The 26,220-nt window shown below is 71.8% G+C and carries 23 protein-coding genes; 17 read left to right on the forward strand and 6 right to left on the reverse strand.

The features are described from left to right. Positions 1–56: 56 nt before the first annotated feature. The 4 genes from ACZ4WQ_RS39390 (at position 57) to ACZ4WQ_RS39405 (ending at position 5,183) form a co-directional block, all read left to right on the forward strand. Positions 57–1,715 carry a beta-N-acetylhexosaminidase gene (locus tag ACZ4WQ_RS39390; protein ID WP_398374594.1) on the forward strand — a complete coding sequence of 553 codons (1,659 nt, stop codon included), beginning with the start codon at positions 57–59 and terminating at the stop codon, positions 1,713–1,715. Positions 1,716–2,105: 390 nt separating this feature from the next. Beyond that, positions 2,106–3,077: a DUF4328 domain-containing protein gene (locus ACZ4WQ_RS39395; protein ID WP_311724263.1), complete on the forward strand. Its 972-nt coding sequence runs from the start codon at positions 2,106–2,108 to the stop codon at positions 3,075–3,077. A gap of 55 nt (positions 3,078–3,132) precedes the next feature. After that, positions 3,133–3,798, forward strand: a complete 666-nt coding sequence (locus ACZ4WQ_RS39400) for an RNA polymerase sigma factor (RefSeq protein WP_311724625.1) — start codon at positions 3,133–3,135, stop codon at positions 3,796–3,798. Further along, the gene (locus ACZ4WQ_RS39405) at positions 3,798–5,183 is read left to right on the forward strand and encodes a hypothetical protein (protein ID WP_398374592.1); all 1,386 of its coding nucleotides are present in this window, start codon (positions 3,798–3,800) and stop codon (positions 5,181–5,183) included. The genes ACZ4WQ_RS39400 and ACZ4WQ_RS39405 overlap by 1 nt, the downstream gene beginning before the upstream one ends. A 184-nt stretch (positions 5,184–5,367) precedes the next feature. On the opposite strand, the gene ACZ4WQ_RS39410 is transcribed toward ACZ4WQ_RS39405, so the two are convergent. Continuing rightward, positions 5,368–6,252, reverse strand: a complete 885-nt coding sequence (locus tag ACZ4WQ_RS39410; protein ID WP_398374590.1) for a L,D-transpeptidase family protein — start codon at positions 6,250–6,252, stop codon at positions 5,368–5,370. Between the two features lie 184 nt (positions 6,253–6,436). Here ACZ4WQ_RS39410 and ACZ4WQ_RS39415 point away from each other — a divergent pair, with 184 nt between their 5' ends. The 3 genes from ACZ4WQ_RS39415 to ACZ4WQ_RS39425 all read left to right on the forward strand — a co-directional run bounded on the left by ACZ4WQ_RS39415 (position 6,437) and on the right by ACZ4WQ_RS39425 (position 9,554). After that, entirely contained in the window at positions 6,437–8,026 is a 1,590-nt protein-coding gene (locus tag ACZ4WQ_RS39415; protein ID WP_398374589.1) for a methylmalonyl-CoA mutase, read from the forward strand. Between the two features lie 75 nt (positions 8,027–8,101). Further along, positions 8,102–8,734 carry a SecDF P1 head subdomain-containing protein gene (locus ACZ4WQ_RS39420; RefSeq protein WP_398374587.1) on the forward strand — a complete coding sequence of 211 codons (633 nt, stop codon included), beginning with the start codon at positions 8,102–8,104 and terminating at the stop codon, positions 8,732–8,734. A 100-nt stretch (positions 8,735–8,834) separates the two neighbouring features. Beyond that, positions 8,835–9,554: a helix-turn-helix domain-containing protein gene (locus tag ACZ4WQ_RS39425; protein WP_398374585.1), complete on the forward strand. Its 720-nt coding sequence runs from the start codon at positions 8,835–8,837 to the stop codon at positions 9,552–9,554. An 80-nt stretch (positions 9,555–9,634) separates the two neighbouring features. Here ACZ4WQ_RS39425 and ACZ4WQ_RS39430 read toward each other — a convergent pair whose 3' ends face one another. Then, positions 9,635–10,366 (reverse strand): B3/4 domain-containing protein, encoded by a 732-nt coding sequence (locus tag ACZ4WQ_RS39430; RefSeq protein ID WP_398374584.1) that lies wholly within the window; start codon positions 10,364–10,366, stop codon positions 9,635–9,637. A 180-nt stretch (positions 10,367–10,546) separates the two neighbouring features. Between ACZ4WQ_RS39430 and ACZ4WQ_RS39435 the strand changes: the two genes are divergently transcribed. Next, complete coding sequence (locus tag ACZ4WQ_RS39435) at positions 10,547–11,218, forward strand: hypothetical protein (protein WP_398374582.1); 672 nt, start codon at positions 10,547–10,549, stop codon at positions 11,216–11,218. On the opposite strand, the gene ACZ4WQ_RS39440 is transcribed toward ACZ4WQ_RS39435, so the two are convergent. Then, positions 11,193–11,333 carry an SCO1431 family membrane protein gene (locus ACZ4WQ_RS39440; protein ID WP_311724254.1) on the reverse strand — a complete coding sequence of 47 codons (141 nt, stop codon included), beginning with the start codon at positions 11,331–11,333 and terminating at the stop codon, positions 11,193–11,195. The genes ACZ4WQ_RS39435 and ACZ4WQ_RS39440 overlap by 26 nt on opposite strands. A gap of 158 nt (positions 11,334–11,491) precedes the next feature. Between ACZ4WQ_RS39440 and ACZ4WQ_RS39445 the strand changes: the two genes are divergently transcribed. Next, positions 11,492–12,937, forward strand: coding sequence for an amidase (locus ACZ4WQ_RS39445; RefSeq protein ID WP_398374579.1), 1,446 nt, complete (start codon positions 11,492–11,494; stop codon positions 12,935–12,937). 81 nt (positions 12,938–13,018) lie between these two features. Here the strand turns inward: ACZ4WQ_RS39445 and ACZ4WQ_RS39450 are convergent, their stop codons facing one another. Next, complete coding sequence (locus tag ACZ4WQ_RS39450) at positions 13,019–13,720, reverse strand: FadR/GntR family transcriptional regulator (RefSeq protein WP_358847023.1); 702 nt, start codon at positions 13,718–13,720, stop codon at positions 13,019–13,021. A gap of 144 nt (positions 13,721–13,864) precedes the next feature. Between ACZ4WQ_RS39450 and ACZ4WQ_RS39455 the strand changes: the two genes are divergently transcribed. The 7 genes from ACZ4WQ_RS39455 to ACZ4WQ_RS39485 all read left to right on the forward strand — a co-directional run bounded on the left by ACZ4WQ_RS39455 (position 13,865) and on the right by ACZ4WQ_RS39485 (position 21,201). Continuing rightward, the gene (locus tag ACZ4WQ_RS39455) at positions 13,865–14,374 is read left to right on the forward strand and encodes a gluconokinase (protein ID WP_358847022.1); all 510 of its coding nucleotides are present in this window, start codon (positions 13,865–13,867) and stop codon (positions 14,372–14,374) included. A gap of 112 nt (positions 14,375–14,486) precedes the next feature. Further along, a complete protein-coding gene (locus ACZ4WQ_RS39460) occupies positions 14,487–15,884 on the forward strand; it encodes a GntP family permease (protein WP_398374577.1) in 1,398 nt (465 codons plus the stop codon). Positions 15,885–15,974: 90 nt separating this feature from the next. Then, positions 15,975–16,763 (forward strand): SDR family oxidoreductase, encoded by a 789-nt coding sequence (locus ACZ4WQ_RS39465; RefSeq protein ID WP_311724249.1) that lies wholly within the window; start codon positions 15,975–15,977, stop codon positions 16,761–16,763. Positions 16,764–16,787: 24 nt separating this feature from the next. Continuing rightward, a complete protein-coding gene (locus ACZ4WQ_RS39470) occupies positions 16,788–17,822 on the forward strand; it encodes an L-idonate 5-dehydrogenase (RefSeq protein ID WP_398374888.1) in 1,035 nt (344 codons plus the stop codon). A gap of 225 nt (positions 17,823–18,047) precedes the next feature. Further along, positions 18,048–19,067 (forward strand): trypsin-like serine peptidase, encoded by a 1,020-nt coding sequence (locus ACZ4WQ_RS39475; protein ID WP_385340954.1) that lies wholly within the window; start codon positions 18,048–18,050, stop codon positions 19,065–19,067. A 419-nt stretch (positions 19,068–19,486) separates the two neighbouring features. Continuing rightward, positions 19,487–19,750: a hypothetical protein gene (locus tag ACZ4WQ_RS39480; RefSeq protein ID WP_398374574.1), complete on the forward strand. Its 264-nt coding sequence runs from the start codon at positions 19,487–19,489 to the stop codon at positions 19,748–19,750. 71 nt (positions 19,751–19,821) lie between these two features. Continuing rightward, positions 19,822–21,201: a CoA transferase gene (locus tag ACZ4WQ_RS39485; RefSeq protein WP_398374573.1), complete on the forward strand. Its 1,380-nt coding sequence runs from the start codon at positions 19,822–19,824 to the stop codon at positions 21,199–21,201. Between the two features lie 7 nt (positions 21,202–21,208). On the opposite strand, the gene ACZ4WQ_RS39490 is transcribed toward ACZ4WQ_RS39485, so the two are convergent. After that, positions 21,209–21,451, reverse strand: coding sequence for a hypothetical protein (locus tag ACZ4WQ_RS39490; RefSeq protein WP_398374571.1), 243 nt, complete (start codon positions 21,449–21,451; stop codon positions 21,209–21,211). 28 nt (positions 21,452–21,479) lie between these two features. Next, positions 21,480–25,073: a DNA polymerase III subunit alpha gene (gene dnaE / locus ACZ4WQ_RS39495; RefSeq protein ID WP_398374569.1), complete on the reverse strand. Its 3,594-nt coding sequence runs from the start codon at positions 25,071–25,073 to the stop codon at positions 21,480–21,482. A gap of 138 nt (positions 25,074–25,211) precedes the next feature. Here dnaE and ACZ4WQ_RS39500 point away from each other — a divergent pair, with 138 nt between their 5' ends. Further along, a complete protein-coding gene (locus tag ACZ4WQ_RS39500; RefSeq protein WP_398374567.1) occupies positions 25,212–26,162 on the forward strand; it encodes a LysR family transcriptional regulator in 951 nt (316 codons plus the stop codon). The last annotated feature ends 58 nt before the right edge of the window (positions 26,163–26,220 follow it).

The raw sequence follows: 26,220 nt of genomic DNA on the forward strand, positions 1-26,220 counted from the left end.
TATGTGTCAGTCACTGTCCGGCGGCTGTGCGAAATTCACCCGGAAGGGGCGGTTTCATGGCATGCGGTGGACGACTGGGGCGCAAGGGACTGGGCGCCGTCACGGCCCTGGCCGCGGCCTTCACCCTGGTCACCGGCTGCGGGCACGAGGGCGGCAAGGGCGGGCACCCGGCCACCACCACCCACAGCCCGAGCCCCACCGCCACGGCCACCGGCCGCCCCCGGGCCACCCCGAGCCCCCGCCCCACCACCGCCACGCCGCGCCCCCCGGCCAGCCCGACCACCCTCCCCGCCGCGCCCCGCACCATCCCGTCCGTCCGGAGCTTCACCCCCAAGGCCGGCCCCGGCTGGCGGCCCGGCGCGCGCAGCCGCGTCGTCGCCGACACCCGCGGCCCGCTCGCCGACGAGGCCGGGCTGATAGCCCGCGAGCTGGGCATACCCGTCAGCTCGGGCCCCGTCCGGCGCGGCGATCTCCAGCTCGCGCTGCGCCCCAAGCAGAGCGGCGGCGCCGAGGCGTACGTCCTCACCGTGCGCGACGGCCGGGCCCTGATCACCGGCTCCACCGACACCGGCGTCTTCTACGGCACCCGGACCGTCAAGCAGGCGCTGCGCTCCGGGGACCGGCTGCCGCAGGGCGTGATCCGCGACTGGCCCGACCGCTCACAGCGCGGCCTCAACCTCGACATCGCCCGCAAGTACTTCCCGCCCTCCTGGATCGAGGCCCGGCTGCGCGAGATGGCCGACCTCAAGCTCAACCAGCTCGGCCTGCACTTCTCCGACGATCAGGCCTTCCGGATCCAGAGCAGCTCGCACCCGGAGATCGTGGCGCCCCAGCACCTCACCAAGCAGGAGCTGCGCAACATCGTGCGCCTCGCCCAGAGCCTGCACATCACCGTCATCCCCGAGATCGACTCGCCCGGCCACCTCGGCGCGGTCATCCGCGCACACCCCGCGCTCCAGCTGCGCACCGCGACCGGGGCCGCGTTCCGCGGCGCCGTGGACATCACGAACCCGGCCGCCGCGCGCATCGTGGACGATCTGATGCGCGAGTTCGCGCCGCTCTTCCCCGGCCGGTACTGGCACCTGGGCGGCGACGAGTACGGCGCGCTGATGTCACGGAACCCCGAGGCCACCTATCCGGCCCTGGCCACCGCCGCCCGGCTCGCCTACGGGCCGAAGGGGCGCATCCAGGACCTGGCCACCGCCTGGCTCAACGCCCGCGCGGCGGTCGCGCGAGAGCTGGGCAAGGTGCCCAAGGCATGGAACGACGGCTTCTTCGCCGGCGGCGTGGTCACCCCCGCCCGGGACATCCAGGTCGAGTACTGGACGGGCCGGGAGAGCGGGGCGCGAAAGCCGGAGGAGTATCTGCGCGAGGGGCGCACGGTGGTCAACCTCAACGACGAATACCTCTATTACGTGCTGGGCCAGCCGAACAACTTCCGCTACCCGACCGGCCGACGTATATACGAGGAGTGGACCCCGGCGGTCCTGCGCGGCACCACGCCCGTCAAGGACCCGGCGCTGACCGGTCCCTCCCGAATACAGGGCGCGCGCTTCGCGGTGTGGTGCGACATCGCGAACGCGCAGACGCCGACGCAGGTGGCCGACGGCATCAGGCTGCCGCTCGCGGCACTGGCCCAGAAGCTGTGGACTCCCGGGAAGCCGCCCTTGAGCTGGAAGAACTTCACCGCTCTCCGCGCCCGGCTGACGAAGTGAGCTTCCGCGGGCCCCTGACCGGGGCGACCGGATGAGTCGGAGAGAGGTCCGAGAAGTCGGAGGGACGGTCGGGGCCGCCACCCCCCACAGGAGAGGCCCCGACCGCCGTCCGGTACGGGCCCGCCAAGGACCCGTATTCCCTACAGCGTCGCACGCCTCGATTCCGTCACACCTCCCGCGGACGCGACCGAGTCCCTCCGCGGGCGGGACCGGAAGGCCCCGGGCCGCGTCCGGTGCCCGGTCCGGCTCTGGACGTGACCGGTCGAATCCCCGTAACGTGCAGGTCCGCGCCGGTGGGCGCGGTGTGTTGTTTATTCCTTGCGTGGCCTGAGACGGGGCCATGTGCCCAGGGGGACTCCAAACATGTATCCGTGTGGGAACTGCCGTGCCGTGGCCGTCGGCCCCGACGGGCGCTGCGCCGCATGCGGGACCTACCAGCAGCAGCTCCAGCAACAGCCGCCGCCGCCCCCGCAGCAGCAGCCCCAGCAGCCTATGCCGCATGTTCCGCAGGGGCAGGGGCCCCTGCCGCCCGCACCGCCCCTCTCCTATCCGTCCGCCCCGGGCATGGGGATGCCGGCCGGCGGGGTGGATCTGCGACGCGGGCTGTCGACCGCGCTGGTGGTGCTGTTCGGCGTGACCATCGCCGCGCTGATTCTGGCGTTCGCCGGACGGGCGAGCCAGTACGGCGTGTACTCGGATCTCGTCGACGGGCGGAGCGTGACCGTCGAGGAGGCCAATGACGCCGACGACTTCGCCGCGGTCTCCTTCTACCTCTCGACGGCGGTCATGATCGCGGTCGCCGTCGTCTGGCCGATCTGGTTCCGCCGGCTGCGGCTGAACGCCGAGGTCTACGCCCCCGGACAGCACCGCTTCGGCAGCGGCTGGGCCGCCGGGTCCTGGTTCACCCCGGTCGTCAACCTGTGGTTCCCCAAGCAGATCGCCAATGACATCTGGCGAGCCAGCTCCCCGCAGGGGCCGCACAACGTACGGCGCGGCCTGCTCAACGGGTGGTGGGTGACATGGATCGTCGGAGGGGTGACGTTCTTCGTGGGCCTCTTGCAGTTCGGCCAGGCAAACGGGGAGGCACGCAAGGCCGGCTTCTTCTCGCTGAACCGGCACATCGACGACATGACGTCGGCGCTCGCCCTGATCATGTTCGCGTATCTCGTCACCATCGCGGCGGCCATCCTCGGGCTGCTGCTCGTCCGCCAGATCACCGCGATGCAGGAGCAGCGCGCGTCCCTTCCGCCCCAGATCGGCGGGGTGGCCCCGTACGGGGCGGCCGTCCCTCCGTACGGAACTCCGCCCTACGGCCCGCCCGGTCCGGTGAACCAGCCGTATCCGCCCCATGGCCACGGCTAGCCTCAACTACGGCATCGCTGGACCTCCGATTCTCCGAGTGGGGCAGGTAGAGGGCGTGCACGGGGACGACGCGGAACTGACCGTCGCGGTGCGCGCGGCGCAGGACGGAGACGAGACCGCTTTCCGGACCGTGTACCGAGCGGTCCACCCTCGCCTCCTGGGGTATGTGCGAACGCTGGTCGGCGACGGCGACGCGGAGGACATCACCTCCGAGGCGTGGCTCCAGATAGCCCGGGACCTGGTCAGGTTCAGCGGCGACGCCGACCGCTTCCGCGGCTGGGCCGCGCGCATAGCCCGCAACCGGGCGCTCGACCACATCCGGATGCGCGGGCGGCGCCCGGCGATCGGAGGCGACGAGACCGAGCTGGAGGGCCGGGCGTCCGACGTGGACACGGCGGACCAGGCGCTGGAGGCGCTCGGCACCGGCCGCGCGCTCGGGCTCGTGGCCCAGCTGCCGCAGGACCAGGCCGAGGCGGTGGTGTTGCGGGTGGTCCTCGGGCTCGACGCCAAGAGCGCGGCCGCGGTGCTCGGCAAGCGCCCCGGCGCGGTGCGCACCGCCGCCCACCGGGGACTGCGGCGCCTGGCCGACCTTCTCGAGGCCGGGAAAGGGTCCGAGCACGGGGTACTGGACGGGGTCCCGCTTCAGCGGGAGTCACGCAGAGGGACCGCGAGGTCCGCTGGTGTGACGGATTCCGGCGCCCCGACGCAGAAGGACATGTGATGGCCGACGACCACCGCTACAGCTGGCTGGATGACGATGCCGCGGAGCGGTTGCTTCGTGGCGAGGCTGCGTGGGTGCGATCCAGCGCTCTCGATCCGGGCGATCCGGGTGATCCGGGTGATCCAGGTGACGCGAGCGGGCTGAGCGAGTCGAGTGAGCCGAGCCGGTCGCGCCAGGCGCGGCGGGAGGCGGAGGCCCTGGCCGCCGTGCTCGGCGCCATGGCCGAGACGTCCGGCCCGGTCCCGGCGGACGGCACCGCCGACGGCCAGAAGCCCCTCCCGGGCGAGGAGGCCGCGGTGGCCGCGTTCCGCGCGGCGCTGGCCGAGCGGGCCGCGGAGACCCGACGGGCCGGACAGGCCGGGCAGATCGGCCGGGCCGCCCGCGCGATGCGGGTACGGTTCGGCGCCGACGGCGGCTCGGCGCCCCTCGGGCCGTTCCGGTTGACGAGACCCTCGGCCGGATCGGGCGCGTCGGGCGGATCGGCGCGGCTGCGCCGGCCGCTGCATGCGGGACTGGTCGCCGCGCTGGCCGGCTGTGCGCTCAGCGGATTCGCGGTCGCGACGGCCTCGGGCGTACTGCCGTTCGGCACGCATGACGGCTCGCCGGGCCCCAAGGTGAGCATGTCCGCCAGCGACACCGCCGACGGGGAGTCGGCCGAGCCGAACTTCTCCCCGGGCGGCCGGACGCCCCCCAGAGAAGACGGATCCGCCGACAACGATGCCAGCGACGGCGGCTCGTACGGCTCCGGAGGCGCGCACACCTCACCCGGCCACGGGCAGGGCGCGGACGGCGACGAGGCCGACGAGGACATCCACGACGACCAGGGCAAGCACGACGACGCCTCGGGGCAGGGCTCGAACGGCGCCGACGGAGGGGGCTGGTCGCTCACCGTCTGCCGCCAGTACGTGGCAGCGGCGGACGGCGGCGCGGCCGTCGACGACAAGGACCTGCGCAAGCTGGAGAGGGCCGCGGGCGGCGTGACCGCGATCGACGGCTACTGCGCCGAGGTCATCGAGCACGGCGGCGACAACGAGGGCGTCCCGCGCAGCGGCCACGACAACGGCAATGGCGGCAGCGGCGACAACGGCCAGGGCGGCGACTCCGGCGACTCCGGCGGTTCGGGCGGCTCCGGCGACTCCGGCGGCGACAACAGCGGAGCAGACCCGGGAAAAGGGGACGGGGGCACGGGCACTGACGGCGCCCCGCCGCCCCCAGCACCCCCGCCTCCGCCCTCGTCCGACCCGGTGACCCCCGACGCGACGCCGTCCACCGACGGCCCGACCGGGACCCCTGACGGCACCACCGGGACCGCTGACGGCGAGACCGGGACGTCCGGTGACGCCACCGACGGCGCGGCGGACGACGCCTCGACCCCCGCCCAGTGAGGTTCCGGAATCGGGTGTGACGTTTTTTTCGGCGGTGACGCTGTAAGAAACGGGCCGACTGGTCATCGGCCGAGCGCAGGAGCCGAGGTTCCCCCCGTACCGACGGCTCCGCGCATATGGCGCGGGCGGGGCACGTTCCCCCGGCCCTGCCCGCGCCCTTCTCCTCGGCCCGTCGGTCGGCGACCTACTTGTAAACCACGACCTTGTCACCCGTCCGGACCTGGTCGAAAAGCCTGGCGATCTTGCCCTTGTCCCGCACGTTGACGCAGCCGTGCGAGGCACCGCTGTAGCCGCGGGCCGCGAAGTCCGCCGAGTAGTGCACCGCCTGGCCGCCGCTGAAGAACATCGCGTACGGCATCGGGGTGTCGTAGATCGTCGAGACGTGGTCCCGGCTCTTGAAGTCGACCTTGAACAGCCCCTCCCGCGTCGGCGTGTACTGCGAGCCGAACCGCACATCCATCGCCGAGACCACCTTGCCGCCCACCATCCAGGCGAGCGTGCGGCTCGTCTTGCTGATGCACAGCACCCGCCCGGTCATACAGCGCGGGTCGGGCTTGGCGAGCGGGTTGGTGGTCGGCGGATACAGCTCGTCGCGGGTGGGCCGCTTGGTGGCGCCGCGCACCGAGTTCCAGGTGCGCAGGTCGACCGAGCCGGTGGCCGTCAACCCGTGGGCGCGCTGGTACGCCTGCACCGAGGAGCGCGTGACGGTGCCGAAGTAGCCGGTCGGGTTGCGGTCGAAGAGGCCGAGCCGGCGCAGCCGCGCCTGTAATTCGCGCACCTGCTCGCCGCTCGTGCCGAAGGCGATCACCGCCGGCGGTGGTGGCGGGGCGGTCCGCCGGGGCGGCACGGCCCGGTGGGTGCGCGGCGCCCTGGGCGACGGCTTCTTCCAGGTCTTGTGCGGCCGCGGCTTCGCCGGTGCCGCGTGGGCGGGCGCACTGCTGCTCGTACGCACCTCGGGTTTCGCGTGCGCGTGCCCGGTGTCGGCCAGGCCCTGCTCCTTGCACCCCGTGACCAGCGCCGCCACCGCAGCCGTGGCGAGCGCCGTACGGGCCACCGTTATCCGGTGCATCCTCCCCATCCCCCAGTCCCTGTCCGTGCCCCGGTCCTGTCGCTGTGCAGTTCTGTGCCTGTTCGCAGTTCGCAGTTCGCTGTTGCTATCCGTCTTCCATGCTTCCCGGGGCTGCCGCGCGGCGAACATCGGCGCATGCTGTGTGGAGGACCACGGCGACCGGAGCGGCAGGAGGAGCGAACCCATGGCGCGCGATGCGGAGTCGGGATTTCCCGTCGAGCCGGTGTACGGGCCCGGGGAGCCGGCCGGCTGGGACCCGGAGGAGGCGCTGGGCGAGCCGGGCACCTACCCGTACACGCGCGGCGTCCATCCCTCGATGTACACCGGCCGCCCCTGGACGATGCGCCAGTACGCGGGCTTCGGCACCGCCGCCGAGTCCAACGCCCGCTACCGCCGGCTCATCGACCACGGCACGACCGGCCTGTCCGTGGCCTTCGACCTGCCCACCCAGATGGGCTACGACTCCGACGCCCCGCTCGCACACGGCGAGGTCGGCAAGGTCGGCGTCGCCATCGACTCGATCGAGGACATGCGGACGCTGTTCGCGGGCATCCCGCTGGACCGGGTCTCGACCTCCATGACCATCAACGCCCCCGCGGCCCTGCTGCTCCTGCTCTACCAACTGGTCGGCGAGGAGCAGGGCGTGGCGGCCCGGAACCTGACCGGCACCATCCAGAACGACGTGCTCAAGGAGTACATCGCCCGCGGCACCTACATCTTCCCGCCGGGCCCCTCGCTGCGCCTGGTCGCGGACGTCTTCAAGTACTGCCGGGCCGAGATCCCCCGCTGGAACACCATCTCCATCTCCGGTTACCACATGGCGGAGGCGGGCGCCTCGCCCGCGCAGGAGATCGCCTTCACGCTGGCCGACGGCATCGAGTACGTCCGCACGGCCCTCGCCGCGGGCATGGCCGTCGACGACTTCGCGCCCCGCCTGTCGTTCTTCTTCGTCGCCCGTACGACGCTCCTGGAGGAGGCCGCCAAGTTCCGGGCGGCGCGCAGGATCTGGGCGCGCATCATGCGCGAGGAGTTCGGCGCACGCGATCCGAGGTCGCAGATGCTGCGCTTCCACACCCAGACGGCCGGGGTCCAGCTCACCGCCCAGCAGCCCGAGGTGAACCTGGTGCGGGTCGCGGTCCAGGGCCTCGCCGCGCTCCTCGGCGGCACCCAGTCCCTGCACACCAACGCCTTCGACGAGGCCATCGCGCTGCCCACCGACAAGTCCGCCCGCCTCGCGGTGCGCACCCAGCAGGTGCTGGCCCACGAGACGGATGTGACGGCCACGGTCGACCCGCTCGCCGGCTCGTACGCCGTCGAGTCGCTGACGGACGCCGTCGAGGCCGCCGCCCTCGATCTGATGCGGCGGGTCGAGGACCTGGGCGGCGCCGTGGCCGCCATCGAACGGGGCTTCCAGAAGGAGCAGATCGAGCGCAACGCCTACCGCATCGCCCAGGAGACGGACGCGGGCGAGCGGGTGGTCGTCGGCGTCAACCGCTTCCGGCTGGAGGAGGAGGAGCCGTACGAGCCGCTGCGCGTGGACCCGGCCATCGAGGAGCGGCAGCGGGACCGCCTGGCGAGGCTGCGTGCCGAGCGCGACCGTACGGCGGTGAGCAGGGCGCTTTCGGCGCTGAGGAAGGCCGCCGAGAGCGAGGCGGGGACGGCGAACGTCCTCCACCCGATGAAGGACGCGCTCGCCGCCCGCGCCACGCTGGGGGAGGTGTGCGACGCGCTGCGGGACGTATGGGGTACGTACGTCCCGGCCAATACCTTCTGACCGGGTCACGGTTTCTGGTCTACTTTCAGGACTGACTCGGGGCCAGGGGGCCCGGGGACCACGGGGGGTGGGCCGATGAGGAGCGGATGGGCGCGGGGCGCCGCGGTGGCGGGGCTGCTGCTGGCGGCGTCGGCGGTCGCCGGGTGCGGCGGCGACGGTGACGGTGGCGACGGAGGCGTGTTCGGCCTGCCGGCGAGCGGCGCGTCGCCGAGCGGTGACGGCGGCGGCGGCGCCGCCGTGGGCGGCGTGGTGAGCGGGCCACCGCTGCTGCTGCTCCCCGTGACGCGGGCGGACCCCAGTCCGTGCCCGAGCGGCGCCACCGACGCGTACACGGACCCGCCGACGGAGCAGACGGGCGCGACCGGCCAGGCCGAGCAAGCCGGGCAGTCGTGTCTCCACGTCGATCCGGACGCCGGGATGACCGTGCGCAGGACCAAATCGGTGAAGGCGAGCCTCGACCAGCAGTACAGCCAGGGCTTCATCGTGGACATCGACCTCGACAGCGCGGACGCCGCGCGCTTCGGCGAGCTGACGGGCAAGGTCGCGCGGCGGCAGAGCCCGCGGAACCGGATCGCGATGGTGCGCGGCGGCAAGCTGCTGTCCGCCCCGTCCGTCGCCTCGGCCATCACCGGAGGCAAGGTCCAGATCAGCGGGTCGTTCGACCGGGACAAGGCGGAGCAGCTGGCCCGGGACCTCGGCGGCGGCTGAGCCGCACCGCTCGTTGTTTCCGCTCGTTGTTTCCGACACAAGAAACGCTACGTTGGGGGGATCAGGGACCACTACTCAAGGATCACCGGGGAGAATCGCGATGCCGGGAGGCAGGCTCACCCAGCAGGAACGCCAGCAGATCGCGCTGGGGCTGGCCGACGGCCTCGCCTACGCGGAGATCGCCAGGCGCCTCGACCGCCCGACCTCGACCGTCACCCGCGAGGTGATGCGCAACGGCGGCCCCACCGCCTACCGCGCCGACCTGGCCCACCGCGCCACCGAACGCCGCGCCCACCGGCGCAGGCCCGCCCCCTCCCGAGGGGCGGAGTCGGTTCCCTCGTCACACGGACGCGACGCCGAGGCCGTGCGCGAGTACGAGGAGACGCTCACCACCGTCTTCATGCAGTCGGGCACACCCAAGATGATGTCCCGGGTGCTGGCCTGCCTCATCACCAGCGACAGCGGCAGCCTCACCGCATCCGAACTCGTCGAGCGACTCCAGGTCAGCCCGGCGTCCATCTCCAAAGCGGTCGCGTTCCTCGACAGCCAGGGACTCGTCCGCCGGGAACGCGACGAACGCCGCCGCGAGCGTTACATCGTCGACGACGACATCTGGTACGAATCCATGATGGCCAGCGCCCGGTCCACCGCCCAGGTCGGCGAGATCGCACGGCAGGGCGTCGGCATCTTCGGCCAGGGCACCCAGGCCGGCACCCGCCTCGAGAACATCTCCCGCTACCTCGACTTCATCAGCGAAGCCGTCGCCCGCGCCGCCGAACAGGCCCGCGAAGTCCTCCACACCAAACCCCAGGCGACCTGAGCCCTGTCCAGCGGATCTTGACGCCTGCGGCGGCCACGCTGCGGAGCAGCAAATCGACGCGGCCCCCACCCCGCCGGACCCTAGCCCGTGACCGTCTGCCGTGCGCCCGTGACCAGGCGGGAGTGGATCCGTACGCCCGGGGAGCACTCCGTCAGGGCCGCGGCGAGCGCGTCGCCGGCGGCGGTCAGGGCGGCGTCGTCCATGGGCCCGAGGGCGTCGAGGACGAACATGGCCCGGGTGGTGGCGTGGGTCAGCCGGGTGCGGGTGCACTGGCGCCAGTTCCAGCGGCGGCAGGTGACCCCCACGTCGTCGCGCCAGACCACCTCGCCGGGCGCGGGGTGCTCCACGACCGCCTCGCCGCCGGCCGTGGTCTCGAAGGTCTCGTCGCCCTCGGCGCGGACCAGGCGCGCCGGGCCCGCGTAGTGGTCGAGATCCTCGCCGCCGAGCGGCAGGACATGGGCGACGGAGATCGCGTTGTAGATGTCGGTGAGCCGGTCCACGCGGGGCAGCCCGGCCGCCACCCGCCGCAGCAGCGCCTCCGCGCTGGGCCGTGTGCGCTGCGGCTTCGCGCCGAAGGCGCGGAACGCCTCGCGCCACGCGGCGATGTGCGGGTGCTCCTCCACGGCCCCGTCGCCCAGCAGCTCGCGCGCCGTGGACTCCGCCGCCGCGAGCATGCCCTCGCTGAAGTCGTCGCTGGGGCCGGGGCGCAGCCCCTCGGCGGTGAGGAGGAGCGCGCGGTAGTCGGGGCGCAGCGCGAGGACGGCGGGGTCGATGGTGGCCGAGTCGAGCCATTCGGCTGCGTCGAGTGTCACGGTTCTCCCTATGGGTCTGCGGGCTCCGCAGTCCAATATGCCATACGGTGGAGTGCAGTGCAGTGGACGGAAGGGGTGGCTGCGGGACTCGCGTCCCGGGGCAAGGTGGACTCAGCTCCACCCGAGGACGGCGGGCTCCCCACATGGTGCCGGGCGGCCCGGCGCGGAATCCTCTGACACATGACGACATACACCATCGGCACCCTCGGCCGTAGGCCGCACCGCAGTGAACCGCCGGCCGGCCGGTACCCCGTCGGCGCGATCTTCCTGCACCTGGTCGACCGCGACCGGTGCGACGCCTGGGTGCCGTCCAGGCCGTACCGCGAGCTGATGGTCGGCGTCCGCTACCCGGCCCGCGAGGTGGAGGGGTACGAGCGGGTCCCGGGGAGCTTCGCCCACGAGGACGCCCCGCCCGTGCTGGACCCGGTCGGCCCGCGCCCCGTGGTGCTCTACTCGCCCGGCGTCGGCGAGGCGCGTGTGCCGGGCACGCCGCTCGTGGACGAGCTGGCCTCGCACGGCTACGTCGTCGTGTTCATCGACCACGCCGACGACGCGCCGGCGGCGAAGTTCCCGCACGACCGGGTGGCGGACGTCCGGTTCGTGCTCGACCAGCTCGCCTCGCTCGCCCCCGGCCTGCTGGACCTGTCCAGGATCGGGCTGTGCGGCCGGTCCGAGGGCCGTCTCGCGGACCTGGGGACCCTGTACGACGACCCGAGGATCAAGGCGGTCGCCGATCTGGACGGAGAGGGAGACGGAGACGGGGCCGCGGCTCGCCTCGTGGCGTTCTTCGACCGCCGACTGCTCGGCCGGGAGGAGATTCCCGCGGCTACAGCAGCCCGAGCTGGACGGTGAGCATCGCGATGACGACCGTCAGCACCCAGCCGAGGACGGACTCCAGCCGCCCGTCGTCGGAGGGTCCGCCGGTCCGGTGCCGGAATCGCACGCGGCGTGCCGCGATGTCGGTCATGCGGGTGTCCTTCTCACTCGGCGATGATCGGCATGAGGCAGCCGTCACCCGGCCCAGGGTGCGCACACGCGTCCCGTGAGGTAAAGCGGGAGTGGCCGAACTCACGTGCACCGGTCCCCGCCCACGGGCACGGGCGAAGCGAGTCGAGGAGGTCCGCCGTGACCAGCGTCATTCCCCAAGGCTTGAGTGAACAGGTCCGTGCGTTGGCCGGCGGTGAGGTGTCCTCCCGCGCACTGGTCGAGCGGGCGCTGGACCGCATCGCCGAAACGCAGGGCACGCTCAACGCCTTCCGGCGGGTACGGGCCGAGGCGGCCCTCCGCGAGGCCGACGAGGCCGACCGGCTGCTGGCGGCCGGGCGGCGGCTGCCGCTGCTGGGGGTGCCGATCGCGGTCAAGGACGACGCGGATGTGGCGGGCGAGCCGACCGCCTTCGGGTGCCGCGGGGAGTTCCCGCCCAAGACCGAGGACTGCGAGGCGGTGCGGCGGCTGCGGGCGGCCGGGGCCGTCGTCGTGGGCAAGACCAACACGCCCGAGCTGGGGCAGTGGCCCTTCACGGAGGGGCCGGCCTTCGGGCTGACGCGCAACCCGTGGAACCCGGACCACACCCCGGGCGGTTCCTCCGGCGGATCCGCGGCCGCGGTCGCCGCGGGCCTGGTGCCCGCCGCGCTCGGCTCGGACGGGGCGGGCTCGGTCCGTATCCCGGCCGCCTGGACCCATCTGATCGGCGTCAAGCCGCAGCGCGGCCGGATCTCCACCTGGCCGGAGGCCGAGGCGTTCAACGGCATCACCTGCTACGGGTCCCTCGCCCGCACGGTCGAGGACGCCGCCCTGCTGCTGAACGCGGCGACCGGCAGCCACCCGGGCGATCTGCACCAGCCGCCGCCGGTGGACGTGCTGTCCGCCGTGCGCCGGGACCCGGGGCGGCTGCGCGTCGCGCTCTCCCTGAAGCCCCCGTTCACCGGCACGCACAAGCATCTCGACCCGGTCGTCCGGGCCGCCGTCCTACGGCTCGCCGAGCGGCTGGCGGCGCTGGGCCACGAGGTCGTGGAGGCCGAGCCGCGCTACGGCGTCGGGGTCGGCCTGTCCTTCCTGCCGCGGGCCATGGCGGGGCTGTGGGAGTGGTCCTCGCACGTCCCGGACCGGGCCCTGCTCGACGTACGCACCCTCACCGCCGTCCGGCACGGCAGGCTGCTGGGCGGCAGGCCGCTGCGTCTGGCCCGGGCGGCCGAGGAGCCGCTGCGGCGCAGGGTCGGGGAGCTCTTCTCGCGCGACGGCCACGGCTTCGACGTGGCGCTCTCCCCGACGACCGCGACCCCGCCGCTGCGGATCGGGACCATGGCCGAGCTGAACAGCTGGCACACCGACCGGGCGACGATCGCGGCCTGCCCGTACGCCTGGCCGTGGAACGTCCTGGGGTGGCCGGCCGTGAACGTACCGGCCGGCTTCGCCGACGAGAACGGGACGCTGCCGGTGGGCGCGCAGCTGCTGGGCCCCGCCAACAGCGAGCCGCTGCTGATCTCGCTCGCCGCGCAGCTGGAGGCGGATCAGCGGTGGTACGAGCGGTGGCCGGGCGGGGTGCGGGCGGGGGCCGCCGGGTTGGGCTGACGGCACCCGTATGCCCGTGCCGTACGGGCGCCCGTACCGCCTCGCGCTTTCACGGCGGCACGGCGTCACGGTTTCACGGCTTCACGGCGCCAGGATGTCCAGCTCCCGCAGCGCGCCGACCGTGATCTCCCGGGTGCACGCCTCCGCCCGCACCGCGTCCCGCGCCCGGATGGCCTCGGCGACCCGGACGTGCAGCGTGACCGCCTCCGGGTCCGGGTCGCTGAACATCACCTGGTGCTGGGTGCGCCCCGTCAGCACCTCCGCGACCACATCGCCGAGCCGCGCGAACATCTCGTTGCCCGAGGCCTTGAGGATCACCCGGTGGAACGCGATGTCGTGGACCAGATAGGCCGCCAGCTGCTGGCCGCGTGAGGTGGCCACCATGTTGAGGGCGTGTTCGGTGATCTCGGCGCACTGCTGGGGCGTGGCGTGCTCGGCGGCCAGCGCCGCCGCGGCCGGTTCGATGGCCGAGCGCAGCGCGGTCAGTGAGCGCAGCTGGCGCGGCCGGTCGGAGCCGGCCAGCCGCCAGCGGATGACCTGCGGGTCGAAGACGTCCCACTCCTCGGTCGGGCGCACCGTGACCCCCACCCGGCGGCGGGACTCCACGAGGTGCATGGACTCCAGCACGCGCACCGCCTCGCGCACGACGGTCCGGGAGACGTCGAAGCGCTCCTCCAGCTCGTCCGTCCGCAGAACGGTGCCGGGCGGGTATTCCCCTGCTGTGATCGCGGGCCCGAGGGATGCCAGCACGCGTGCGTGCAGTCCACGCCCCTGGTTGTCCATGGGCTCACCTTACGTGCCGAGTCGCATCTCAAATAAGTATGACTTTTAGGTCACGGACTCTTGAATACGTCGTACCTGTGGGGTTGAGTGTGCCGCGGCGTCGAGGTCGATGAAGACGGCGCCGGAGAAGACAGTGAGGTATCCATGCAGACCCCCCAGGTTGTCGTCGTCATGGGAGTGTCCGGCACGGGCAAGACCACGGTCGGCGAGCGGCTGGCGGCCGAGCTCGGTGTTCCGTACGCCGAGGCCGACGACTTCCACCCGCCGGCCAACATCGCCAAGATGTCGGCCGGTGTCCCGCTCGACGACGACGATCGGTGGCCCTGGCTGGACGCCATCGGCGTGTGGGCGCACGAACACACCGCGGGTGGCGGGGTGGTCAGCTGCTCCGCGCTCAAGCGCGCCTACCGTGACCGGCTCCGTGCCGCCGCCCCCGATGTCTTCTTCCTCCATCTCACCGGTGACCGCGATCAGATAGCCGCGCGGATGGAGGCCCGCAAGGGCCACTTCTTCACCAGCAAGATGCTCGACTCACAGTTGGCCACCCTCGAACCGCTGCAACCGGACGAGAACGGCGTCGCGGTGGACATCACCCCCGAGCCCGAGACCGTCACGGAGCGCGCCGTCGCCGCACTGCGGCGGCTCGAACCGTAGCGGTAACGCCCGACCCGACCCGTCCTGTCCCGTCCCCGGGCCGCACCTGGCATACCCGGCACAGCCGGATAAACAAACGTACGGCCAAGACACGCACGCAAAGGAAACCTCCGTGACCAGTCTCAGCGTCGAGATGCTGGCAGCGGATCCCGTCGACCCCATCACGTCGGCCGGTCACGCCCAGCTGGGAATCGCCGTCCTCGTCGGCATCGCCGTCATCGTCCTGCTCATCACCAAGTTCAAGCTGCACGCCTTTCTGTCGCTGACCATCGGCTCGCTGGCCCTCGGTGCCGTCGCGGGTGCGCCGCTGGACAAGGCGATCGCCAGCTTCACGACCGGGCTCGGCAGCACGGTCGCGGGAGTCGGCGTGCTGATCGCGCTCGGCTCCATACTCGGCAAGCTCCTCGCGGACTCCGGAGGAGCGGACGAGATCGTCGACACGATCCTCGCCAAGGCGAACAAGCGCACCATGCCGTGGGCGATGGCGCTGATCGCAGGCATCATCGGGCTGCCGCTCTTCTTCGAAGTCGGCATGGTGCTGCTGATCCCGGTCGTGCTGCTGGTGGCCAAGCGCGGCAACTACTCGGTGATGCGCATCGGTATCCCGGCCCTCGCCGGCCTGTCCGTCATGCACGGCCTGGTGCCGCCGCACCCCGGCCCGCTCGCCGCGATCGACGCGGTGAAGGCCAATCTGGGCGTCACCCTGGCGCTGGGCGTGCTGGTCGCGCTGCCCACTGTCGTGATCGCCGGGCCGCTCTTCGCGCGTGTCGCCGCCCGCTGGGTGGATGTCACCCCGCCCGACCGGCTGATCCCGGCCCGTCCCTCGGAGGAGCTGGAGCGTCGCCCCGGCTTCGGGATCACCGTGGCCACGGTGCTGCTGCCCGTGGTCCTGATGCTCGGCAAGGCGCTCGTCGACATCGTCGTGGACGACCCGGCCAACGGCGTCCAGCGGGTCGCGGACGTGGTCGGCTCGCCGCTGATCGCGCTGCTCGCCGCCGTCATCGTCGGGATGTTCACGCTCGGCCGGGCGGCCGGCTTCACCAAGGACCGGCTGACGTCCACGGTCGAGACCTCGCTCGCCCCCATCGCCTCCATCCTGCTGATCGTCGGCGCGGGCGGCGGCTTCAAGGCGACGCTGGTCGACATCGGCGTCGGTCAGATGATCATGGACGTCTCCAAGGACTGGAACGTCTCCGCGCTGCTGCTCGGCTGGCTGATCGCGGTCGGCATCCGGCTGGCGACCGGCTCGGCCACCGTGGCCACGATCTCCGCCGCCGGTCTGATGGGCCCGCTCGCGGCCGATATGAGCACCACGCACACCGCGCTGCTCGTGCTCGCCATCGGCGCCGGGTCGCTGTTCTTCAGCCATGTCAACGACGCCGGGTTCTGGCTGGTCAAGGAGTACTTCGGGATGAGTGTCGGGCAGACCGTGCGGACCTGGTCGGTGATGGAGACCATCATCTCCGTCGTCTCGCTCGGCTTCGTCCTGCTGCTCTCACTGGTCATCTAGCGACCTGGTCATCCAGCGCGACCTGGTCATTCAGCGACCTGGCCGTCCAACGATCCGGCCATCCAGCGATCTATGGGGGAACACACACCCATGACGACACATCCGCTCTTCGACATCGCGGGCCGCACCGCCCTCGTCACCGGCTCCAGCCGGGGCATCGGCCACGCCCTCGCCCGGGGCCTGCTGGAGGCGGGCTGCACGGTGGTGCTCAACGGCCGTGACCCGGCACGCCTCAAGGCCGCGGCGGCCGAACTCGCGGATTCCGTGGAGGCGACGGGGAACACCGCCGCCGTCCACACCGCCGCCTTCGACGTCACCGACGGACCCTCCGTCGTCGCCGGGATCGCCGAGGTGGAGGAGCGGGTCGGCCCGCTCGACATCCTGGTCAACAACGCGGGCATGCAGAACCGCGCCCCGCTGCTGGAGTTCACCGACGCCGACTGGCACCAGATCCTGGACACCAACCTCACCAGCGCGTTCCTGGTGGGCCGCGAGGCCGCCCGGCGGATGACCGAGCGCGGACACGGAAAGATCGTCAACGTCTGCTCGCTCCAGAGCGAGGTGGTGCGCCCCGGCATCGCCCCCTACGCGGCGACCAAGGGCGCGCTGAAGATGCTCACCAAGGGCATGTGCGCCGACTGGGGCCCGTACGGAATCCAGGTCAACGGGCTGGGCCCGGGCTATATCGAGACGGAGCTGACCCGGCCGCTCGTCGAGGACGAGAAGTTCAGCGCCTGGGTGCGCGGACGGACCCCGGCGGGCCGCTGGGGGCGGACCGAGGACCTGGTCGGCGGGCTGCTGTATCTCGCGTCCCCCGCGGCGGACTTCGTCAGCGGGCAGATCCTTTACATAGACGGCGGCATGACGAGCGTGCTCTGAGCACGGAGAGGTATGGGTGGAGACATGGTGCTGGGCTGTGTGATCCATGGGCAGGGCGATCTGCGGATCGACGAGCTCCCCGAGCCGAGTCCGGCTCCCGGGCAGGCCGTCGTCGCGATCCGCTACGGCGGAATCTGCGGATCCGATCTGCACTACCACCGCCACGGCGGGGTCGGTGACTTCCGGCTGAGTGAGCCGATGGTGCTGGGCCACGAGGTCGTCGGCACGGTCGTCGGGTACGGCGAGGGCGCGAGCGGACCCGCGCCCGGCACGCCCGTCGCCGTCCATCCGGCCACGCCCTGCGGGGTGTGCCCGGAGTGCGCGGACGGCCGGGCCCAGGTCTGCCGTGACACCCGCTACCTGGGCAGCGCGGCGCGGACCCCGCACGTCCAGGGCGGCTTCGCGGCCCGTATCGCCGTCCCGGCGGAGCAGCTGCGGGCCCTGCCCGAGGGGCTCGACCTGCGCCGCGCCGCGCTCGCGGAGCCGCTGTCGGTCGCCCTGCACGCGGTGCGGCGCGCCGGTGACCTCAAGGGCCGTCGGGTGCTGGTCACGGGCGCCGGGCCGATCGGCTGTCTGGTCGTGGCCGCCGCGCGGGCGGCGGGCGCCGCAGAGATCACGGTGACCGATCTGCTGCCGCGCGCCCTGGAGTTCGCGGCCTCGGCCGGGGCCACCGCGTGCGTACGGGCCGACGACCCGGACGACCCGAACTGGCCGGACGACGAGGTGGACGTCGCGATCGAGGCGTCCGGTGTGGCGGCCGGCCTGGACACCTGTGTGCGCCGGATACGGCGCGGCGGCGTCGTCGTACAGCTGGGCATGCTGCCGCCCGGGCAGAGCCCGATCGCGGGGAACCTGCTGGTCAGCCGGGAGATCGAGGTGCGCGGGGCGTTCCGCTTCCACACGGAGTTCGACGACGCCCTGCGGCTGCTGGCGGCCGAGCCGTCCCTGGAGGCGCTGATCAGCGCGGTCCGGCCGGTGCAGGAGTCGGTCGACGCCTTCGCGCTGGCCGCCGACCGCAGCCGCTCCTGCAAGGTGCTGCTGGAGTTCGGCGAGAAGTAGAGCTGAGCCGTACGGAGCGGGCGGCGTGGCGGAGCTGACTCCGCCACGCCGTCCGCCGTTTGCGGACGCGGATGCGGACGCGGATGCGCCGCATGCCATGGACATGTCTAGGCCAATCGTGGCAGGCTTTCCGCGGCGCGGGTTGGACAACGTTGTCGGGTCAGCTCGCGCGGCAAGTCAGAACGCACCACGCACCCCCTCCTCAACGGACGTGGAGCCCCTTCCATGAGACGTGCCATCACCTTCTTGAGCGCGATAACCGTCGCCGCCATGGGCTGGACCCTCGGTACCGCCCAGGCCGCTCCCGCGCCGCCCCCGCCGCCCGGGCCCGCGCAGGAGACCTCCTTCTCCGCTGAGCAGCAGCGGTCCGCGCTGCGCTTCTGGACCGCCGAACGCCTCCGCACCGCGCGGGACATGACCGGGCCGCGGCAGACCGGCACCACGGACGCCCGGTCGTCGGCCGCTGGACCGTCGGCGGCCGGACCGCGGGTGACGATCCCCCCGGTGTCCGCGCCCGAATCCGTGTCGCCCTCGGGCGCCGCCCCCTCGGTGGCCGCCTCCTCGCCCACCCCCTGGACCGGGGGCGGCCTGATCAGCACCACGGCGGGCAAGGTGTTCTTCCAGAACGCGTCCGGGGGCACGTTCGCCTGCTCGGCCACCGTCGCCAACGCGGACAACAAGTCCGTCGTCCTCACCGCCGGCCACTGCGTCGTCGACGCGGGCACCGGCGAGGTCTACCGCAACTGGGTCTTCATCCCGGGCTACGCCAACGGCAACCGCCCCTTCGGCACCTTCACCGCCAGGTCGCTCTTCCACCTCGGCCAGTACGTCTCCACGCGCGGCGACGCCAACTGGGACCTCGCCTACGCCGTCATGGGCCAGGTGAGCGGGCGCTCGCTGGTCGACACCGTGGGCGCCCAGGGCATCGCCTTCAACTCGCCCACCGGCCGCCACGTCCACTCCTTCGGCTACGGCGGCTCGGCCGCGGAGGGCAACGGCGAGCGCCTGAACCACTGCGAGGGCGACGAATACCCCGACGCGGGGCGGCCCGGCTCCACGATGTGGGGCATCGACTGCGTACAGACCGGGGGTTCGAGCGGCGGCGGCTTCCTGGCCGACTTCAACACCTCGAACGGCGGCGGCTATCTCATCGGCAACATCAGCGTGAGCGCCGGCAACAACGAGTACCACCCGACGCTCGGGAACGAGGCGCTGGATCTCTACCGTCAGGCGGGCGCGGCGTAGGCCCTGTCCGGCGGATCTTGACGCCTGCGGCGGGCCCACGCGGCGGAGCCCCGCGCGGCGGAGCCGCATATCGACCGCCGCTCGGACACTGCCTCACCCCGCCCCTTCCCGGCCCCTGCCGATATGCGGCTCCGGGGGAAGGGGCGGGGCGGGAAAAGATCCCCCGGACACCTCCTGGCCGCCGAGTCCGGCCAGATAGTCCCGTAGCCCGGCTTCCTCGTCCGCGCGAAACCGATGTACCCATCGGGGCGGACGAGGAAGAGCCCGCGCTCCCCGTAACCGGCCCGGATATGCCCCTCGGGGTCGAGCAGATCGGGCGCCTCCCCATGGGCCAGGGCGAGGCCGACCGGACGGGGTCAATACGTCAATAAGTACGTATACTCATGCGCTCGCCCATGTCCGGGGTGAGGATGACCCGCATGAGGAACACGGTCGCGGTGCTCGCGCTGCTGCCGGTCAACGCCCTGGCCGTGGGCTACGGATGGCTGGCGGTCGGGATGACCGGGTGGGCGGCGAACGCGGACAACCAGGGCGAGCCGTACGAGCCGCCACTGGCCGAGCTGGGCACGGCGTGCGGTGCGGTGGTGATCATCGGCGTCGCCTTGTGGTGCGCCCGGTTGCGACGAGCCGCGGTATTTCAAGCGGTTCCGTTGCTTCCGCTGGTCGCGCTGATGACGGGCTGAACCCTGGGCGGTGTGCGTCAGCTCACGGATGGTGGCCGCGTCTTCCTGCCCGCGCCGAGCACAATGATCGTATGACCCAGCGAATCGACGCGGCGACCGCCCACGCATGGGCGGCCCTGGGCGGCGCGCCGCAACTGCTCCAGACGGTGTCGTACGTCCCGGCCGACGGGGTGCTGCCCTCCCGCCTGCCCGTACGGGAGCTGGCCCGCGCCACCGTCGGCGCGTGCTCGCTTGCCGCCGCCGAGCTCGCGGCGCGGCGGTCCGGGGGAGCGGTGTCCGCCGTACGGGTGTCGGAGGCCGCGGTCGGCACGGCCTTCGTCAGCGAGCGGCATCTGCGGATCGACGGCCGGAAGCCGGTGAACTTCGCGCCGCTGTCCGGCTTCTGGCGCGCGGCCGACGGCTGGGTGCGCACGCACGCCAACTACCCGCACCACCGCGCCCGCCTGCTGGCCGCCCTCGGCATCGCGGACGAAGGCGATGAGAACGCCCTCGCCAAGCGCCTTGCGGAGGAGCTGGCGGGCCGCCCGGCGCAGTGGATCCAGGAGACGGTGTACGAGGCGGGCGGCCTGGCCGTGGCCGTAGCGCCCCCCGCACAGACCGCCCCCGGAGCCGCACCCACGCTGATCGAGTCCCGGCAGGTCGGCGACGCCGCCCCCCGCCCGCTGCCGCCCGCGCCCCTCCCCGCGAGCGGCGTACGGGTCCTCGACCTGACCCGCGTCATCGCCGGGCCCGTGGCCACCCGCACCCTGGCGCTGCTCGGCGCCGATGTGCTGCGTGTCGACTCCCCGCGCCTGCCGGAGGCCCCGGACGCCCACGCCGACACCGGCTTCGGCAAGCGCTCCACCCGGCTGGACCTCGCCGACCCCCGGGACCGGCAGACCTTCGACGAACTCCTCGCCCACGCCGACGCCGTGGTCACCGGCTACCGCCCGGGCGCCCTCGAGCGCCTCGGCCTCGCCCCGGACGCCCTGCTGGAGCGCCGCCCAGGACTCGTCGTCGCCCAGGTGTCGGCCTGGGGCTGGTCCGGCGCCTGGGCCGACCGGCGCGGCTTCGACAGCCTCGTCCAGGCCGCGAGCGGCATCGCCGCCCTCGAAGCCGCCCCCGACGGCCACCCCGGCGCACTCCCCGCCCAGGCCCTGGACCACGGCACCGGCTATCTGCTCGCCGCGGCGGTCCTGCGCGCACTGACCGAGGGCCAGGAGAGCGGCGGCGGACGCCACCTGCGCCTCTCCCTGACCGCCACGGCCTCCTGGCTGATGCACGGCATCACTCCCGCCACCCCCACCACCCCGCCCGGCGACGCCTACGACCCCACCCCCTGGCTGACCGAGCGCCCCGCCCCGTACGGCCGCCTCCGCTACGCCCGCCCACCCCTCGGCCACGCCGACGCCCCGCGCGACTGGTCCCACCCGCCCACGCTCTGGGGCACGGACCGCCCGATGTGGCTCTGACCTCGCGCTACAGGCCGTTGGCGAAGGTGACCGCGGCGACTTCCAGCGTCTTCGGGCCGTCCGCGGTCGGCCGCCGCTCGTCGTCCTCGTCACTCCGTTGCCGCCATGCCTGCCACGCCGCCTTGAGGCCGAGAGCGAGGGGCAGCAGTCCGAGGTAGGGGATGGCCGCCTCGGGCAGGAAGGTCGCGCCGAACGCGGCGGCGACGGCGGCGGCGAGGATGGCGGCGAAGCCGAGGTACTGGCCGAGCACGATCCGGCGACCGGAGCCGCCGTGGGGCTCATGCGATGCCCTGCCAGGCGTCGGCTCCGAAGGTGCCTTTGACATCGGAGGCGATGGTCGTGGGGTTCACCGTGGCCTGGAGGGCGTAGACGGTGGTCTTGCGCGCGCCGCGGACACTGAGGTGTACGGGGTTGTCGCCCGGGTGGGCCGCGAGGATGCGCTTGAGCTCTTTGACGGACTGTTCGGTGACGCGGTGCGAGGGGAGCGAGAGCCTCACGGGTGGCCTGCCGCCGATCTCGGCGGAGGAGATGTCGAGGACGGAGAGTTCGCGACCGAAGATGTTCATGGTTCCGTCCCTGTCTTCGACCTTTCCCTTGACGGCGATGACGTTGTCCTCGGCCAGCGCGTGCTGCACGAGCTGGTATGCGGCGGGGAAGAAGAGAATTTCGATGCCGGCGTCACGGTCCGCGAGGTTCACGATGGCCCAGGCGTTGCCCTGTTTGGTCATCTTGAGCTGAATGCCGGTGATCAGCCCGGAGAGCTGTACGTCCCCGGTGGTGCGGCCGGAGGCGAGCAGTTCGGCGATGGAACAGTCCCGTGCCCGGGAAAGGACGTGCTCGGCGCCGTCCAGCGGGTGGGCCGATACGTACAGGCCCAGCATTTCGCGTTCGGTCGCCAGGAGCTGCCGGCGTGGCCACTCCGTCTCGTCGATGGGGAAGTCGAGACCGAAGGCCGGTTCGCCGCTTCCCTCGCCGCCCAGGTCGGCGAAGAGGTCGTCCTGTCCGTAACTCGCCGCCTTCTTCACGGGGATGATCGTGTCGATGGCGTCCTCGTGGACGGCGGTGAGGCCCTTGCGGGAATGGCCCAGGGAGTCGAAGGTGCCGGCCTTGATCAGGGATTCCACGGCTCGTTTGTTCAGCGCGGGCAGGTCGGCCTTGCCGAGGAAATCGGAGAAGGAGGTGAATTTCCCCCTCCGGCGCGCTTCGACAACGGCCTCGATGACGTTGTCGCCGACGTTGCGTACGGATCGCAGCCCGAACCGTACGTCGTCGCCGACGGCGGTGAACTCGGCGACGGACTCGTTCACGTCCGGCTGGAGGACGCGGACGCCGTTCTTGCGGGCGTCGGCGAGGTAGACCGCGGCCTTGTCCTTGTCGTCGCCGACCGAGGTGAGCAGGGCGGCCATGTACTCGGCCGGGTAGTTGGCCTTGAGGTAGGCGGTCCAGTACGAGACGAGGCCGTAGCCGGCGGTGTGGGACTTGTTGAACGCGTAGCCGGAGAACGGGAGCATGACGTCCCACAGGGCCTTGATGGCTTCCTCGCCGTGCCCATTGCCGCGCATGCCGGAGTGGAACTTGTCCCACTCGGCGGCCAGTACCTCCGGTTTCTTCTTGCCCATCGCACGGCGCAGCAGGTCGGCGCCGCCGAGGGTGTACCCGGCCAGTTCCCGGGCGATGGCCATGATCTGCTCCTGGTAGACGAGCAGATGGAAGGTGTTGCCGAGGATCGGCTCCAGAGCGTCGCGCAGCTCGGGGTGGATCGGGGTGATCTCCTGGCGGCCGGTTTTGCGGTGCGCGTAGTTGGTGTGCGCGTTGGCCGCCATGGGGCCGGGCCGGTAGAGGGCGTTGACCGCGGCGATGTCCTCGAAGCGGGTGGGTTCCATCTGCTTCAGCAGGACGCGCATGCCGCCGCCGTCGAGCTGGAAGACACCGAAGGTGTTGCCCTCGGCCAGCAGCCGGTATGTCGTGGCGTCGTCCAGAGGGATCACGACGGTGGACGGGTCGCCGTCCAGGGGATCCACGGTGGCCAGGCTGATGCCCCGGTTCTCGCGGATGTTCTCGATGGCCTGGTCGATGACGCCCAGGTTCCGCAGCCCCAGGAAGTCCATCTTGATCAGGCCCATGGCCTCGCAGGACGGGTAGTCGAAGCCGGTGATCTTCACGCCGTCCGAGGCACGCATGTGCAGCGGAATGCGGTCGGTGAGCTTCGTTTTGGAAAGGATCACCGCCGCGGCGTGCACTCCCGTGCCGCGGGTGAGGCCCTCCACCCCGCGGGCGGTGTCGAGGACCCGCTTCACATCCTGTTCGTTGTCGTACATCTGCCGGATCTCCCCGGCCTCGCCGTATCGCTCGTGGGAGGGATCGAAGATGGCGGCCAGCGGGGCGGACTTGCCGTTCTGGTCCGGCGGGAGCGCCTTGGTGATCCGCTCGCCGTGGGCGTAGGGATAGCCGAGGATGCGCGAGGAGTCCTTGATCGCGTTCTTGGCCTTGATCTTGCCGAACGTGTTCACCATCGCGGTGTACTCCTCGCCGTACTTCTCGGTGACGTAGCGGACCATCCGGTCGCGCTGACGGTCGTCGAAGTCGAGGTCGACATCCGGCGGGTTGATGCGCTCGGGGTTCAGGAAGCGTTCGAACAGCAGGCCGTGTTGCAGGGGGCACAGCTCCGTGATGCGGGTGGCGTAGGCGACGATCGAGCCGGTGCACGAACCCCGGCCGGGACCGAGCGGGATCCTGTTCTCCCGGGCGTGGCGGCAGATGTCCGCCACGACGAGGAAGTAGGAGCTGAATCCCATGGGGCCGATCACCGACATCTCGGTCTCGAAGCGATCCAGGATGTGCTGGGGGACCGGGTCTCCGTAGCGCATCGCCAGCCCCTTGAGGACTTCCTTGCGCAGCCACGACTCCTGGGTCTCGCCTTCGGGCACGTCCGGGAACCGCGGCATCTCGTCGACGTAGTCGAACACCTCGTCGTAGGACTCGACGCCCTCGGCGATCAGCAGGGTGTTGTCGCAGGCCTCCGGAAGCTCCGAGAACAGGCCGCGCATCTCGGCGGCCGTCTTGAGGTAGTAGCCGGAGCCGTTGAAACGGAAGCGGCCCGGGTCGTCCTTGTTCTTGCCGACGCCGATGCACAGCAGGCTGTCGTGGGCGTCGGCCTGGTCTTCGGTGACGTAGTGCGCGTCATTGGTGGCCAGGAGCGGAAGGTTCAGTTCCGTGGCCAGCCGCAGCAGGCCCTCGCGGACCTCACGCTCGATGTCCAGACCGTGGTCCATCAGCTCCAGGAAGTAGTTCTCGCGGCCGAAGATCTCCTGGTAGGCCGCGGCGGCAGCCTTCGCCTCGTCGTACTGGTTCAGCCGCAGGCGGGTCTGGATCTCGCCGGACGGGCAGCCGGTGGTGGCGATGACGCCGTCCGGCCGCTCGGCGATCAACTCCCGGTCCATGCGCGGCTTTCCGGCGGGGAACTGACCCTGATAGCTGGCCTGCGTGCTGAGCCAGAACAGATTCCGCAGGCCCTGGCTGTTCCGCGCCCACATGGTCATGTGGGTGAAGCGGCCGCCACCGGAGACATCCTTCGATCCCTCGCCGTCCGCGCTCGTGGCGCGACGGCCTCCCGGCCCCCAGAACTCCTGCTTCCGGCCGAACCGAGAGGAAGGCGCCACGTACGCCTCGATGCCGATGATCGGCCTGATCCCCTCGAAGCCCTTCGCGACCTGCGCGAACTCATAGGCACCGAACATGTTGCCGTGGTCGCTCATCGCGATCGCGGGCATCCCCTGCCGGGCCACCTCGCCGAACATCGGCGTCAGCTTCTGCGCGCCGTCCAGCATCGAGTACTCGGTGTGGTTGTGGAGATGAACGAAGGAATCCGGCATGTATGGGTCGCCTCCTGCCGCGCTGGTTGCCAAACCACAGGTTGATCGGAGACATCAAAACGAGCGTGGCGTACTGGAATCAAACAACTATTTCGGTGCTCAGGCTCAACGATTGGTTGTCCATCTAGGATGGGCGGCATGGATCTCACTGCCGTGCGCACCTTCGTCGCCGCCGTGGACGCGGGACAGTTCCAGGAAGCCGCCGCCAACCTGTCGATCACTCCACAGGCTGTGTCCAAGCGCGTCGCCGTGCTGGAGAAGGACCTCGGTGTGCAGTTGTTCAGCCGTACGGCCCGCGGCGCCCGGCTCACCATCGACGGGCAGGCGTTCCTGCCCTACGCCCGCGCTCTCCTCCAAGCCGAGGAACGGGCGGCCGCGTCCGTGCGGCCCGGGCGCCGGGCGTTGCGGGTCGACGTGATCCGCTACCGGGTCTCGGTGGCGGGTCTGCTGCGCGACTTCCACCGCGCGCATCCCGAGACCGAGCTCGATGTCCTGAACCTGTTCGATTTCGACACGGCCATCGCCGCCGTCCGGTCCGGGACGATCGACGCGACCTTCCGCGCCGTGACCATGCCGGGCCGGCAGCTCCCCGACGGAATCGAGGCCACTCCGGTCTTCGACGAACCGCTGTACCTGTTCACCGGGCCGGCCCACGAGTTCGCCGGCGCCCCCGCGATCGCTCCCGCCCAGCTCGCCGGGCGCCGGATCTGGATGCCCGGCAACATGCCCGGCACCGAGTGGGCCGCCTACTACGACGAACTCGCCGCCACGTTCGGTCTCACCATCGACGCGGTCGGCCCGAACTTCGGTGTCGAGCATCTGCTCGACACCATCGCGGACTCCTCGACGCTGGCCACGTTCGTCAGCGAGCAGACCCCGCTCGTCTGGCCCGCCCGCCACGACCTGCGACGCATCCCCCTCCAGGAACCGACCCCGGTCTACCCGCACTCCCTGGTCTGGCGCACCGACAACCCCCACCCCGCCCTGGCCGCCCTGCGCCACCATCTCACCTCCGCGTATCCCGGCCGCGCCGACAACGGCATCTGGACGCCGAAATGGGCCCAGCGCGCTCAGCCTGCACATGCATGAACACGCATGACCGATGTACGTGGCGGTGCCGAGCTGAGCGAATCCGGCCGGGCCACGG

It is taken from the genome of Streptomyces sp. NPDC028305 (assembly GCF_055569495.1).